Consider the following 15,209-nt stretch of genomic DNA (forward strand, 5'->3'; position numbering starts at 1 on the left):
AGTGATCGCCTCAGGGTGGTCGCTTTTTTTAGTGGGAAGGAGAGTGAACAGATTATTTGGAAAAGTGAACAGAATAAGTCCAAGCTCGCTCTGATGTGGACACTCACCCTTCGAAAACTCAATCCCCAATATCAAAAAAGGACTGCGGCTGCAGTCCTTCTCATTTCTTCTTCATTTTATTTATCTTTCTCCGTAACTCGATCATCCGGTATGCATTGAAGAAGTCGTATGCTGCGAGGGCCATGTTGATAAGCGGCCAGAACGACCATACCCCGTATTCTCCTGCATAGAAGATCGCTAAATACGTAAAGATCACGCCTAAGATGAAATAGGCAAAGATCCAAAATGTCGGTGAAAATCTCATAGTAAGCCTCCAAGGATAAGTTGAGTGCTCTGTAGTTGTTTTTCAAGCTCTTGTATTTCGTCGCGGAAGACCACTTGTACAAGCATGACCGAGGTGTTGACGGCAACATGGGCCACAATCGGTACGATCAAGCGCTTCGTTTTCACATATAAAAAGCTGAAAGTGAACCCAAGCGCGGCATACACGAGCAGATGAGTGAAGTCCCGATGGACGACAGCGAATATAAGAGAGCTGATTGAAGCAGCTATGATGAAATTCGTTCGTTTATAGATTGTGCCAAATATGACTTTCCGAAACACGATTTCTTCAAGGATCGGACCAATGACAGAAACCACAAGAATCAATAACGGAACCGATAATGTCAAATCGACGATCATTTCCGTGTTCTTTGAACCAGGTTCCACTCCGAAAACCTGCATTTCAATCGTAGCTGCGATGATTTGTGCAATGAAGACCATTGGGACACCAAGTAATGCCCAGCCGATCGTCTGTGGAATCGTGGCCCGCTCATCCCGGTACATCGGATTTTTGATATCCGGTATCAACATGATCAGGATGATGATCAGGCCGATGGAAAAACTGATGACGTTCCACAGTCCGGGAATCTTTTCCCTTGGAACATCTAATGAGAGTAAAAGCTGACCCCCAACGATTCCAGAAAGCAGCATCAATATATATATGATTAGGATCCATGCATATCGTTTGTTCAAACTTTTCTCCTCTTTCATTCGAGATTTCTCGTTGACTCAATGCCCCATTTTAACATAGATTCTTCTGAAATTCCTTTCTCATGAATTCAACTGAAAATGATTTTAGAAAATTTCATCTTTCTACTTGCAAAAAAAATGAAGATTGATTAATATTAAAACTGGAATTAGCACTCACTTGTTAAGAGTGCTAATAATTAAAAATTTTATCCTTGAGGAGGGTGTTTCACTTGTTAAAGCCGTTAGGTGATCGTATTATCGTTGAGCTTGTAGAAGGCGAAGAAACAACTGCGAGCGGAATCGTACTTCCAGACTCAGCAAAGGAAAAGCCGCAAGAAGGTAAAATCGTTGCAGTAGGTACAGGCCGAGTAACAGATAATGGAGAGAAAGTTGCGCTTGAAGTGACTGAAGGAGATACTGTTATCTATTCCAAATACGCTGGTACTGAAGTGAAATATCAAGGTAAAGAATACTTAATCCTTCGTGAATCTGACGTATTGGCTGTTGTTGGGTAAACGTTGACAGTAAGTTGTGAATAGGGGTAATCCCTACATATAACCAATCAAGGAGGTTCTTTTAAAAATGGCTAAAGATATCAAATTTAGTGAAAATGCGCGTCGCTCCATGCTTCGTGGTGTAGATGCTCTTGCTGATGCAGTAAAAGTAACTCTTGGACCAAAAGGACGCAACGTGGTTCTTGAGAAGAAATTCGGTTCTCCACTTATCACAAATGACGGTGTAACCATCGCAAAAGAAATCGAACTTGAAGATGCATTCGAAAACATGGGTGCAAAATTGGTTTCAGAAGTTGCGAGCAAAACAAACGATGTAGCTGGTGACGGTACGACTACAGCGACAGTCCTTGCACAAGCAATGATCCGTGAAGGATTGAAGAACGTAACATCTGGTGCGAACCCGATGGTCATCCGTAAAGGGATCGAAAAAGCGACTGCAGCTGCAGTTGAAGAACTTAAGAAAATCTCCAAGCCGATCGAAGGCCGTGAGTCCATCGCACAAGTAGCTGCAATTTCTTCTAGTGACAATGAAGTCGGTCAATTGATTGCTGAAGCGATGGAGCGCGTTGGAAACGACGGCGTCATCACAATTGAAGAGTCTAAAGGATTCGCAACTGAACTAGAAGTCGTAGAAGGTATGCAATTCGATCGCGGATATGCTTCTCCATACATGGTGTCAGACTCTGACAAGATGGAAGCAGTACTCGAGAATCCATACATCCTTGTAACGGACAAGAAAATTGGAAACATCCAGGAAGTACTTCCTGTTCTTGAGCAAGTTGTTCAACAAGGTAAGCCGATCTTGATCATCGCTGAAGATGTTGAAGGGGAAGCCCTTGCAACACTTGTTGTGAACAAACTTCGCGGCACATTCAATGCAGTAGCTGTCAAAGCTCCTGGATTCGGTGACCGTCGTAAAGCGATGCTAGAAGACATCGGTATCTTGACTGGTGCAGAAGTGATCACGGAAGATCTAGGTCTAGACCTTAAATCTGCAAACATCGGTCAACTCGGTACAGCGTCTAAAGTTGTGGTTACAAAAGAAAACACAACAATCGTCGAAGGTGCTGGAGATTCTGAAAAGATCGCTAGCCGCGTGAACACAATCCGTGCGCAAATGGAAGAAACAACTTCTGAATTCGATAAGGAAAAACTACAAGAGCGTCTTGCTAAGCTTGCAGGTGGAGTAGCAGTCATCAAAGTTGGAGCTGCAACTGAAACTGAATTGAAAGAACGCAAGCTCCGTATTGAAGACGCATTGAATTCAACTCGCGCAGCAGTTGAAGAAGGTATCGTATCTGGTGGTGGAACTGCACTCGTCAACGTATTGAAGGCTGTTCAAGCAATCGAAACAGCTGGCGACGAAAAAACAGGTGTGAAGATCGTTCTACGTGCCCTCGAAGAACCGATCCGTCAAATCGCACACAACGCTGGTCTTGAAGGATCTGTTGTTGTTGAACGCTTGAAAGGTGAAGACCTTGGAATCGGCTTCAACGCATTGACTGGCGAATGGGTCAACATGATCGACGCGGGTATCGTAGACCCTACGAAAGTTACTCGTTCTGCACTACAAAACGCAGCATCCGTATCTGCAATGCTCCTTACAACAGAAGCAGTCATCGCTGACAAGCCGGAAGAAAACAACGGCGGCGGTGGAATGCCTGACATGGGCGGCATGGGCGGAATGGGTGGAATGGGCGGCATGATGTAACGCCACCCAAACAACCTTATAGCTACAAGGTCTAAAAGGTCACAGGTTATCCTGTGACCTTTTTTACGTTTCGTTAGTGACATAAAAGCCTACGCTATAATCCTAATCATAAATGGAGTGAAAGTGTTTTATTTCTATATTTTCAAAAGTTGCGGGACCGCCTTCAGAATAAAGTGTTATGTTCTTATCCTTTAGTGGAGGGAAGACCTGATTGGAGTGGACCACTTTACCGTCGTCAATAAATACTTCAACACTTGTTTTGTCTACAAGGATCTTTAAGTGAACCTTTTTTTGACTTGCATCAAAAGGAGCAATACTTTCGATATACTTACCACTTTCATCTGGCTGGTTTGTTGACTTTCGATTGACATAAGAGTATTGGCCTTTTGGCGAGAGACCGACGTCCACATGACGCGTTTTGTCGGTTGATTCCCGAAGGCGCAACCCTACGTTCCCGATCTTCGACCAGGATATCTCCGCTTCGATCTGGTAAGCCGTACCAGTTGCCCCAATTGTTTTTGAGCCGTCGACCTCGATTTGTTGATAAGAATCTGAGGAATCTGTTAATTGATTTAGTTTTTCTACCGGCTGGGAACCCAAGTAATAGGAGTCCTCATCACTTTTCTTCAATTCTATTTTTCGAACAATGGAATCCAATCCGTTAAAGTTTTCCTTGAGGGTAGGGCTATGGTCTGCGTATGCCCAATTGTTCATCCAAGCTAAAGCATATCGGTGGCTGAGCTGATTATCGCTTGTCCCATCTTCAAACGTAACGCCGCCGTACCAATCGAAACCGTAATCAAGCCATTCGGGCTCTTCGTGGTCGGGGATAAATTCAGTACCGTTGTAATGACCGACCCAGTAAGCATAAGTATTCGGCTTACCGATCGACTTCCCATTGGCACTTACGCCCAACACCCATTTCACTGTTCCGTCCTTTGCCCGCATCTTATACAAGTCCGGACATTCTACGAGCCCAATATCTTTTGTCTGAAATCCACTGGTGTAATTCCATTCTTTTAGGTTTTTCGATTCATAAAAACCAATTTTTGTTCCTTCGGCCATGAGCATGACCCATTTCTGTTCTCGGTCATTCCAGATAACTTTAGGATCTCTGAAATCTTCAGCTCCTGGGTTGGACATTACCGGATGGTCACTATAGGAGCTAAACGTTTGGCCTCTATCCGTACTATACCAGAGATACTGTTCCTGCTGTCCATTTGCAGATGGCTGGGTAACGAGTGCCACTACGGCTTCTTCTCCAAACCCGGCTGTATTATTCTTGTCTACCACAACAGAACCTGACCACGGATCCCCGTTTTCATTCGTGTATTTAGGAATAGCCACCCCCTCATCCTTCCAATGGACTAAATCTTTAGAGGTCGCATGACGCCACTCTGTCCCGTTGCCTTCGGGATAGTCTCCGTTATAAAGATAATAGTAGTGATATTCCCCATCCAGATAGATTGGTTTTTGCGGGTCATTCTTCCAGTTATCCGGAGCTGTAAAATGATAGTCTGCACGATACGTTTCCTTATCTGGCGGTACTTTTTCCTTATGGTCTTGTCGTATAAAGATTAAAAATAAGCCTATGATCAAGAAAAAGAGAAGTGAGACAACAAGCCATTTTCTTTGATTCTGCTTCAACATACATTTGTTCACCGCTTTTATAATGGGTTGATTGTAAAAGAAAAGAAAACGCCTAGAGAAGTCGGCATTTTCTTTTCACCCTAAAGTTATTCTTCATCAATTGTAATTTGTCCTTGCTCGAGGATTCCATCTTCTACAACGGAAGATTTCGGTCCTTTAAGATCCAGCTTAAAGCTTGGAGAGAATGTTGACTTTTTGTCTTCAAAATACCCTCTGTTTGTCATATAACTTGTAACGACAGTTTCATCGCTATTTTCTTGAGGGATTACATAGTGTGCGTAATTCCATGTCACATCATTTGGATCGAGGTCATGGTGTAAAACAATTCCCGTTTTGTTCATCGGCTTGTATGGACCAGTTAATGAATTCGACACATATCCTAACATGTAGATATCTTCATCATCAATGCCATCAATCGTCATTTTAGAACCGCGTGAACTTGTGAATAAGTACCATTTACCATCTTTTTTGAAAATGTTTGGACGTTCAATTTCATCCGTAACAGTGTTGGAAGCAATCAATGGGTCCATTACGTTCTTTAGTGTATAATCATCGTTGATTTCGATGATGCCGATGGCTCCATTCGCTAGTTCAGCAAACTCTCTTTTCGGACTTTCTAACAGTTTAGCTTTTTCATCCTGGAAGTATTTTTCGCTCTTGCCATAGTATGCTTTGTTGTAAAGGGATTCCTCTCCAGAGTAGCCAAAGTCAGTTCCTGTATTGGCTTCAAACACCAGGTATTTACGGCCATTTTCTTCTACGTAGTGAGGGTCTCTTAACGTATGGTTTTCATTATAGTTGATATCCCCATTTCCAAAAGCCTGATTGACATTTTGATAAACAGAACCATCGCCGCCTTCAAAAATTGACTTATGATCTTCGACCCTATCCACTTTAAGTGTGCCTTCTTTTGGTTCAGATACGTTAACTTGTGCAGTTGTCAGCGTTTGTTTACCGTAAAGCTCTTTTTCTTCATTAAACTCTGTGCGGTTGGTGTAGAATAAACGAATTTCTCCATCAGAGGTGAAGGTTGCCGAACCGGACCACTCTTCTGACTGATCTTTCAAATATTCATCGTCAGCTTTGTATTTATCCTCATCGTCGAATACTCGTCCAGCGTTCTTCCACGCATCGATTGATTTTTCATCTGCTTTCTTATAGAACATGTAAATGAATGTGTCGTTTGCATTTTTAGGGTCACCTGCTAAACCGAATAGGATATGGTATCCATTGTATTCAGCCACTGTACCGTCCGCGTTTTGGAGCGGCCATGTGTCCCAAACATCCATTTTGATTTCATTGCCGTTCTCGTCTGTTTTTGTAGCTGATGGAATGTTTCGAATGGTAGATACGTCAAATTCGGGTACCTTATAATCATCGTGCTGCTTAATCATGTCCGTCATATCAGAACGTGTGATGTGGGAAATTCCGTAATCTTCTTTATGGTCCCGGGAATCAGCATGCGCGGTTAACCCTTCACCTCCTGCCAGAATTGCTGTGCTAAGCATGACTACTGTAGCTTGTTTGGCCAATCTTTTTACGTTCATATTCCTTCCTCCTATCATTTTTTAGCGGAACGTTCTTCCTTCCGCTGTTTGACAATTTGAATTATAGAGGAGGATGCACGGGCTGGATATGGAGGATATTGATTGGAATTTAGTTCTGATTTGATATATAGGATTTTCGTTCTATTAGTTGGAGAGGAGAGAGTGAAAAAAGCCCTGGCTAGGACTCACTGAGCCTTCTCCCAGGACTTTTGATATTCATGCAATAGTTGCTCCTTATTAAGTTGATTCTTTATATATTGTTGTGTGACCGAACCAAATTCATTTCTTACTCCTACAGGGAAATCAAACCAGTTTGAGGACGACGTTTGTCCTTTTTTATAATACTGTATGATTTGATCGGCAAGAGGGCCTGAATTTTCCGGTTCGATATGCTTAAAAGCGGGAATGAATTTTAAGTGTTCGGTCAAGTATCGTTTTCCTTCTTCAGAGGCAACCATCCAGTTTAAAAATTTTTTTGCTTCATTCTTTTTTTCTTCTGTTGTCTGTTTATTGACTACCCAGTAACTAGGTGTGTTAACGACTAAGGATTCCTTGTCCGGATCATCATTAATGGGGATAGGGATAATGCCGATGTTCATATCGGGGGATTGCTGATCGATCATAGGCTGTATCCAGTTGCCCTGTAGGATAATCGCTGCATCTCCAGCTGCAAATGTATTTACTTCCATACTGTAGTCTGTCGAGAGTGGTTCATTGCTTCCATATTCTAAAGTGACATCTAACAAATGGAGGAGGTCCTTGAATTTCGGATTGTTCGGAATCGTTTCCTTCCCTTCATTCAAGTTCTTTATAAAAGCCGCTGGGTTATCCTGCTGGGTAAAAGCGATATTCATAAGATGGTCACCCAATTTCCATTTCTCATAGTAGCCAGTGGCAAAAGGTGTGATTCCTGCTTCTTGCAGTTTCTCAGCGGTAACTGTCAATTCAGTAAGTGTAACAGGCATTGCCTTGATGCCTGCTTGCTTAAATAAATCTTTATTATAAATGAAGCCGTATCCTTCTAGGTTCATTGGCATTCCAAGTACTTTACCATCAAATCTCATCGGCGTTAATGTATCTTCAAGTGCATTCTCTACCCATGGCTGATCAGATAGGTCTTCTAAATATTCGCTCCAAACTCTGGCGTTTTCATACCCGGGGTTTGTGAAAATGTCCGGACCATTACCTGCAGCAATTTGGGCTTTAAGATCAGAAAAGTCATCCATCGCCCCACCGACCGTGTAAACTTCAATATTTACTTTTGGATGATCCTTTTCATAAGCCTGGACCATTTGCTCAAACTGTGAAGCAATCTCTACTTTTGGATTTCTTACCTTTAGTGTGATTTCCTGCTCTTTTATTGGTGTTTCTCTTGTCTCAGACTTTGACTGACATGCTGAAAGAGATAGGTTCAGCGTTCCGATCAAACATAAAAGTAAGACTTTTTTCATTTCTGTCACCTCTTTTCTTTTTCCGTAAACGATCTGCTTACAAATGGCTATTGTCTTTTGTTTCGAAACTCAAAAGGTGTGACGCCTACGATCTTTTTGAACAGTTTCGAAAAATATTTCTCATCTTGATAGCCTAGTAATAAAGAAATCGAGTAGATGGTTTCATCTGTTTCTTCTAACCAAATCTTAGCCTGGTCAATTCTTAGTTTCGTAATATATTTAGACAAAGGTAATCCGGTTTCTTCCTTGAATTTCCTTGAAATATGTTCACGGCTGAAGAAGAATAGGTTGGATAGTTTCTCCAAACTCAACTCCTCCATATAAAAATCATTTACATAGGACACGATATCCTTTATTCGGCGGGGTGTATCTAAATCATCCATTCGATGATTTGTTCGATATTCGTGATTATCAATGGCTGTTTGTAAAGTTTGATAGGAGCTTGGAATATCCACTAATGAATATAATCGCTCACCACTTACAATTCGAACAGGTATATCGAATTCTTGACTCATCCATTCTTCTACCGTAAACCATGCGTCTTTAATGCTGATGACAAGACAAAGATTTCGATCAAAGTGTAGTGAAAATGCATTTCCTAATTTTCTTTGAACGAGCATGTCTGCTATTAAGTCAACATATGGCTCAGGGTGATGCATTTGATAAAAAGAAATTAACGATAATTCATATTGATCAGCTGTAGGAAGGTAAGGGAGGATGTCATCCGGTTCAAAAGCTTCCCCCATACAAGCCGCTGTCATTATTTGATTGAGCCACAGCTTTTTTAAGTCATTGTCGACTGTTTGATCCGAATGTCGGGTTTTTTGGTCATCTTTCCAGCTTTCTACTGCTTCAGATAACGTTTTGTTAAAGGGCTCAGGTTCAATCGGCTTCAAAAGATAATCGAAACTGCTATATTTAATCGCTTGGCGCATAAATGAATAATCGTTGTATCCTGTAATGAATATGACCTTACCGGGATAGGAAATGCCGTCGAGCCATTCTATGATATCTATTCCGGTCATTCCTGGCATTTTAATATCTGTAAAAATCAGTTCAGGTTGAGATTCATCAATAATCGTTTTTGCTTCTTGACCATCGCTTGCTTCTAAAATTTCAGTTATGCCGTGCATGTCCCATTGTCCTAAATAGCGTAGGACGTCCCGAACATTCATTTCATCATCAGCGATTAAAGCCTTCAAAAGATATCCCTCCTCGTTTGGATTGGACAGGGATGAAAATCTTCACGTGGAACCCTTGCCCTTGATCCGTTTCTACTTCTAGCCATGCCCTTTTATTGTAATTAAGAACCAAACGATCATGGATGTTTTTTAAACCAATATGTTTATGTGAATATAAGCTTTCATGAGGATCGGTATATATTTTTTTCTTTAACATTTGGAGCTGTTTCTCCGTCAGACTATCTCCGTCATTCTCTACGATAAGGTGCAAGAAGCCGTCTTGTATTTCCCCGCGTATTGATAGACGAGCTTTATAATTGCCCTTTTCATAACAATGCTTAAAAAAGTTCTCAACGAGTGGCTGAAGAATCATGCTGGGTATCGTCGTATCAAGAACGGTTTCGTTCATTTCTATGGTGTAATTCACATTATTTCGGAAACGTTCCATTTGCAGGGTGAGGTAGGATTCAATATAATTCACTTCATCTTGTACGAGCACCCACTCGTCTGCCTGTATGGAGTAACGCATCATCTTTGATAAAGACGTTACGAGACGGTATACGTCAGGAGTCTTTGATCTTAAAGCAACTGCACCAATTGATTGCAAGGCATTGAATAAGAAATGAGGGTTCACTTGGGCCTTTAAAGCTCTGAATTGGTTTTCCTTATTTTCAATCTCAAGCTTATATTCACGATCAATGTGAAGGTTAATGCGATTCATCATATCTTTCATATGTTTCTCCAAATAACCGATTTCGTCTTGTCTAGAGTCATCAAAGGGAGCGTTCATTTCACTGCCTTCTATCGTACGCACTTTCTGAGTCAGTTGTTTGATCGGATGGGTAATTCGAATCGTAATCATACTGATCATCAACAACCCTAATAAACCTACACCTATCCCGACCAATATACTTGTATAGGCCGTTTTCCTGACATCATGAAATAAGATTTCACTAGGCGTGATCTTCACCAATTTCCATTGATGGAGTGGGCTGGATAAAGTTCTTGATAAGATAATATCATCACCCCTACCGCCATCTTCTTTCATTTGCTGTTGCAGCTCAGCAGTCACGGGCTTGCCGATAAGACTACGGTTGTTTGCATAGATCACTTGATCGTTTTCGTCAACCAGTAACACGGTCTCTTCGTTTTCCTGAATCAGGTTATTGCATATTTGAGTGTACTTATCTGAATCGATGTCAGTAGTCAGGATTCCTAGAAATTCGTTCGTGAGCACATCTACTATTTTATGATGGAGTGTCATGACCACAGTGCTGTCTGACTGGGGAACAATCGCTGCATTATTATAATTCTCAATAGGGTGAGGCGGTTCTAATATGTACTTTAAGTTCGAATGATAGAGATTCTTCATCAAGTCCCGATCTAAAAAATCAGGCTTTGATTTTCGCGCACTGACCATTCCATTATATACGGCGATGGATTCCCTATCTTGATTTAAATAAAGCCGTACCTGCCGGATTTCGTTCCGCATCAAATAGTAATTTTCTAAGCTTTTCTCCAGGTAAGCTGAATCATCTACATCATTATTAAATATCCGGAATAACTCAGGGTCACGATACAGGATGTAGGGGAGGTTAATCATTTCCTCAAAGTATTGATTGAGTTCTTCTGAGCTCTCCTGCATTTGTGCCCGGCTGTTTTCGAGTTCATTCTGCTCCACACTATTTTTCGTATAGCTGTAAATTAAAAAAACAGACAAAAAATAGGGGAGGATGATGAACACAAGCAGCATTAACATTAACCGGCGCTGAATGCTTTTCATCTCAAAGCGCCCCTTTCACGAGAGGACCAGTGGAAAAATATGATTTAATAGTAAGATAATGGATCGTTAGAGTGGATTTGATTGAAAAATGGTTTAGGACTACTCTATTGAATAAATACCAAAGAACTTCATAATATCCTAAACTATAACAAACATGTAAAAAGCGTCAATCATGCCGAAGCGTATAGTACATTGTAGGCGTGATCCGCTGGGCACCTGATTTCGGAAACGCTCACAAAAAAATGTAAACGTTATATAGAATTGAAAAAATGAAACAAATTGACTATCTAGATGATGGAATTTATGGGGAAAAGGAGGGCTAAGTTCTCAGTTTCTCCTCCATGATTTTTAGGAGAGAAGGAGGCACTGGCTGCTCTTTATAGTTCAATAAACTACAATAGAGGCAATCACAAAAGAGGCTCCTTTAAGAGGATCCTCTTTTTGTGAGAGTGGAGAATTAACTATTCTGGTAGTTTCAAACTTCTACTATATGTACGTTCACATGATAACGATTCATTTCCTCTTCGAAATGGTCCGGTACTTGATCGCCTACGATACAAAAGTCTATATCGGATAGATCAGCAACTTTAGCAAAATTCACCTTACCGACTTTACTATGATCAGTCAATAGGATGGTTTGCCTGGAGTTTGTTATCATCATACGCTTAATACGAGCTTCGGTAAGGTTAGGTGTGGTAATGATACCTTCTTTAAGGTCTAAACCATTAGTACCGATAAATGCTTTATCAATTCGAATCATATTGAGCGATTGTTCTGCAAAAGGTCCGACCAATGCAGATGTTTCTCTTCGTAAATTACCACCTAGCAGCATTACATCCAAGCCAGGAATATCTGCTAGCTCCTGCATGATAATGATCGAGTTGGTCACAATGGAAAGATTGGAAAAGGTTTTTAACTCTTTTACAAGTTCATAAGTTGTCGTTCCTGAATCAAGAAGGATGGCATCCCCTGGGTTAATGAACTCCACCGCTTTTTTAGCGATGGCTTGCTTTTCTGCGATATAATCTTTTTTTCTATCTCCGATTGATGCCTCATAACTGACAGGCTGTAAAAGGATGGCACCACCATGTGTCCTTTTAATATTATTTGTTTCCTCAAGCTCTTTAAGATCCCTTCGAATCGTAGATTCTGAAACATTAAATTGCTGACTTAAATCATAGACGGACGCCCGAGACATATGGCGTAAGTATTCAAGAATTTGCGCTTTACGCTCTTCCATAAACATGAACAGCGATTCTCCCTTCGAAAACGTTTTCTTTTTATCATTATAGACTAATCTTGATGTCTTAAAGTAAAAAGATGATTGCGCGATGACTGATTTTTGTATGAGCGATCACGCTCATGTGTCTTCCATTTGACTAAAAGTAATCATAAGTAATCAAATTGATTCAAACTGTTTGATGAAAAAATCATGAAAAAGAGTAATAAGAGGTAATACATTAGGAGATTCACTATATTTTAAATTTTTAGAAAACTTATTGACAATCATTAAATACGCATATATTATCATTAATAAGCATAAACAATCACATCCAATCTTGGAATTTATTACACATATAACAAAATCATTCCTTTAATCAGCGGAATGAAATATGTGTAACAGTGATCAGAAAGGAGGGGGAGGTTCGTTCATTTGTAAGCGTATTCATCGGTTTCTTGAAATAATCCATGGAGGGGGAAGTAATAAAAAATGCAAATCAAACAAAAAATGTTCAGCGTAATTTTAATGGGAATTCTGCTTCTATTCATGTCTGCATGTGGGAATAACGAAACTTCTGGGCAAGAAAATGAAAGCGCTGGCAACAAAAAGGGGAATCTTAAGATTGGCTTGACGCTCAACAATCTGGCAAACCCGTTTTTCGTGTCGATGAGTCAAGCTGCTGAAGAATATGCGGAAGAATTAGGAGCTGAAATTATCATCCAGGCGGCTGATGCAGATTTAGCTAAACAAACCTCTCAAATAGAGGACTTCATTACCCAAGGTGTAGATCTTATTTTATTGAATGCTGTTGATTCTGAGGGAATCGCCGGGGCTGTCGCTCAAGCAGATGCAGCCGGTATCCCCGTCATTAGCGTTGATGTCGGGGCTGGTGGAGGGATTGAAGGTACGGTTACATCCGATAACTACCAGGCAGGAGTTCTGGCTGCTGAATATATGATTGAAGATCTTGGTGGAAAGGGGAATGTCGTTGTAATTGACGGACCTCCTGTTACCGCTGTAAAAGATCGGATTGCGGGGTTTGAAGATACGATTGAAGGAACTGATATTAAAGTGATCGCTAAGCAAAATGGTGAAGGAAACCGTGAAAAAGGATTGCAGGTGATGGAGAGCATTCTGCAGGCGAATGAGCCAGGAACCATTGATGCTGTTTTTGCCAACAACGACCCTGTAGCCATTGGGGCTGAGATTGCACAGCAGCAAGCTGGCCGCGAGGATGAGTTTTACATTGTGGGTGTCGATGGGTCTCCTGATGTCATTAAAGCGATGAAGAAAGAGGGAAGTTCGATTGCAGGAACATCGGCCCAGAATCCGGGTGAAATGGTCAAAAAAGCGATGGATGTTGGGATCCAGGTATTGGATGGCGAATCTATCGAAGAAGTGATCAAAATCCCAGTAGATCTAGTAACTCAAGAAAACTTAGATTCCTATAAAGGCTGGTAATCTTTATCTCGAACGTACGGTCCTTGTAGTTTCAACAAGGGCCGTCATTTCAATCAAGGAAGGAGTGAAAAGCTATGATCATACAGGAAAAAGTAGAGACAAGAAGGCCAATCTTGAAGATGGAAGGGATAAGCAAAACTTTTTCTGGTACAACGGTGTTGAAAAATGTAAACATCGAGCTATACCCTGGTGAAGTCCACGCCTTGATGGGAGAGAACGGAGCCGGAAAGTCTACCTTAATGAAAATAGTATCAGGCGTTTATATGCCTGACCAAGACAGTGGCACAATCACTTATAAAAATGACAAAGTTACCTGGAAGGACCCGATGATGGCAAGAAAAATGGGCATTGGGGTAATCCATCAGGAACTTAACTTGGCCCCTAACCTGACCATCAGTGAAAATATCTTGATGGGAACAAAATACCCCCGAAATAAATTCGGTATGGTGTGCTGGGAAAAAGTACATAGACGAGCAAAGGAAGTATTGGTTTCCATGGGATCAGATTTAAAACCGGAAACACTAGTCTCGACGTTAAGTGTAGCCCAGCAGCAGATGGTAGAAATCGCAAGAGCCCTCTCATACAAAGCTGAAGTCTTGATTATGGATGAACCGACAGCCTCTTTAACGGATAAAGAAATTGACAGGCTATTTGAAATCATAAAGGACTTAAGAAAACAAGGTGTTTCGATCGTTTATATTTCCCATCGGATGGAAGAAATTTTTAAAATTTCCGATCGTTATACCGTTTTGCGTGATGGTGAGTGGATTAAAAGTGGGCCTATCCAAGAAACGAACACGGATCATTTAGTCAGTTTAATGGTTGGCCGTGACTTGAAAGGCCTGTTTCAACGGTCGAACAGCAATTATATAAAAGTGGGAGGTAAAGAAAAGCCTGCATTAGAAGTGAAGAATTTAAGTGATAAGACTTTTGTAAGGGATCTGTCTTTTCAGATCTACCCAGGGGAAATTGTCGGATTTGCAGGACTAGTCGGGGCAGGTCGAACAGAGCTTGTGCGGTCGATCTTTGGCGCCTCGGACATCCTTCAGGGAGAAATCTGGGTAGCGGGAGAAAAGGTTCAAATCAAGTCCCCGATCGATGCAATCAAGCATGGGATTGCCCTCGTGCCAGAAAGCCGGAAGGAACAAGGACTATTTCTTGATATGTCCGTAAAAGAAAATATTTTGCTGGCGGAACTAAAGAAGCATAAAAAGAATCTGAAGATTAATTGGAATTCTTTAAACCGAACAGCGGACGTACATATCAAAAACTTAAATATCAAGACTGCCTCACCCGATCAGTCGATTGCTGGTTTAAGTGGTGGGAACCAGCAAAAGGCGGTCATTGCCAGATGGCTGTCAACAAACCCCAAAATACTGCTGCTCGATGAACCAACTCGTGGGGTAGATATAGGAGCTAAAACGGAAATTCATAAAATTATTTCAGAACTTGCCGACGCCGGGCTCGCGGTTTTGATGATCTCTTCTGAACTTCCTGAAGTGATCGGGATAAGTGATCGGATTTTTGTTATGAACGAAGGAAGGATCACCGGGCACCTTCAGAAAAATGAAGCTACTCAAGAACGCATTATGCATTACGCAACGGGAGGGAACTAAA

General features: G+C 41.2%; 12 protein-coding genes. 4 read left to right on the plus strand and 8 right to left on the minus strand.

Features of this window, described 5'->3' with window-relative positions; translation table 11 throughout:
- Positions 1-160: 160 nt before the first annotated feature.
- Both N8M93_RS20960 and N8M93_RS20965 read right to left on the minus strand, forming a co-directional pair.
- Complete coding sequence (locus N8M93_RS20960) at positions 161-364, minus strand: YdiK family protein (RefSeq protein ID WP_221569108.1); 204 nt, start codon at positions 362-364, stop codon at positions 161-163.
- Complete coding sequence (locus N8M93_RS20965) at positions 361-1,074, minus strand: CPBP family intramembrane glutamic endopeptidase (RefSeq protein ID WP_261134606.1); 714 nt, start codon at positions 1,072-1,074, stop codon at positions 361-363. Before N8M93_RS20965 ends, N8M93_RS20960 begins: the two co-directional genes overlap by 4 nt.
- A gap of 227 nt (positions 1,075-1,301) precedes the next feature.
- Between N8M93_RS20965 and groES the strand changes: the two genes are divergently transcribed.
- Both groES and groL read left to right on the plus strand, forming a co-directional pair.
- On the plus strand, positions 1,302-1,586 hold the full coding sequence (groES, locus tag N8M93_RS20970; RefSeq protein ID WP_261134607.1) for a co-chaperone GroES: 285 nt from the start codon (positions 1,302-1,304) through the stop codon (positions 1,584-1,586).
- 67 nt (positions 1,587-1,653) lie between these two features.
- The gene (gene groL / locus N8M93_RS20975) at positions 1,654-3,297 is read left to right on the plus strand and encodes a chaperonin GroEL (protein ID WP_261134608.1); all 1,644 of its coding nucleotides are present in this window, start codon (positions 1,654-1,656) and stop codon (positions 3,295-3,297) included.
- Between the two features lie 102 nt (positions 3,298-3,399).
- Here the strand turns inward: groL and N8M93_RS20980 are convergent, their stop codons facing one another.
- The 6 genes from N8M93_RS20980 to N8M93_RS21005 form a co-directional block, all read right to left on the minus strand.
- Positions 3,400-4,947: a glycoside hydrolase family 32 protein gene (locus N8M93_RS20980; protein ID WP_261134609.1), complete on the minus strand. Its 1,548-nt coding sequence runs from the start codon at positions 4,945-4,947 to the stop codon at positions 3,400-3,402.
- A gap of 86 nt (positions 4,948-5,033) precedes the next feature.
- Positions 5,034-6,494 carry a glycoside hydrolase family 68 protein gene (locus N8M93_RS20985; RefSeq protein ID WP_261134610.1) on the minus strand — a complete coding sequence of 487 codons (1,461 nt, stop codon included), beginning with the start codon at positions 6,492-6,494 and terminating at the stop codon, positions 5,034-5,036.
- A 185-nt stretch (positions 6,495-6,679) separates the two neighbouring features.
- Entirely contained in the window at positions 6,680-7,945 is a 1,266-nt protein-coding gene (locus N8M93_RS20990; RefSeq protein ID WP_261134611.1) for an ABC transporter substrate-binding protein, read from the minus strand.
- 47 nt (positions 7,946-7,992) lie between these two features.
- Entirely contained in the window at positions 7,993-9,147 is a 1,155-nt protein-coding gene (locus N8M93_RS20995; RefSeq protein ID WP_261134612.1) for a response regulator, read from the minus strand.
- Complete coding sequence (locus N8M93_RS21000; RefSeq protein WP_261134613.1) at positions 9,128-10,909, minus strand: sensor histidine kinase; 1,782 nt, start codon at positions 10,907-10,909, stop codon at positions 9,128-9,130. Before N8M93_RS21000 ends, N8M93_RS20995 begins: the two co-directional genes overlap by 20 nt.
- Before the next feature lie 475 nt (positions 10,910-11,384).
- Positions 11,385-12,155, minus strand: coding sequence for a DeoR/GlpR family DNA-binding transcription regulator (locus tag N8M93_RS21005; RefSeq protein ID WP_261134614.1), 771 nt, complete (start codon positions 12,153-12,155; stop codon positions 11,385-11,387).
- Positions 12,156-12,620: 465 nt separating this feature from the next.
- On the opposite strand from N8M93_RS21005, the gene N8M93_RS21010 reads away from it, so the two are divergent.
- Together N8M93_RS21010 and N8M93_RS21015 are read left to right on the plus strand one after the other, a co-directional pair.
- Positions 12,621-13,592, plus strand: a complete 972-nt coding sequence (locus tag N8M93_RS21010; protein ID WP_261134615.1) for a substrate-binding domain-containing protein — start codon at positions 12,621-12,623, stop codon at positions 13,590-13,592.
- A gap of 74 nt (positions 13,593-13,666) precedes the next feature.
- Positions 13,667-15,208, plus strand: a complete 1,542-nt coding sequence (locus N8M93_RS21015) for a sugar ABC transporter ATP-binding protein (protein WP_261134616.1) — start codon at positions 13,667-13,669, stop codon at positions 15,206-15,208.
- The last annotated feature ends 1 nt before the right edge of the window (position 15,209 follow it).

Source organism: Bacillus sp. Marseille-Q3570, from assembly GCF_946151055.1.
Classification (GTDB): Bacteria; Bacillota; Bacilli; order Bacillales; family Fictibacillaceae; genus Pseudalkalibacillus.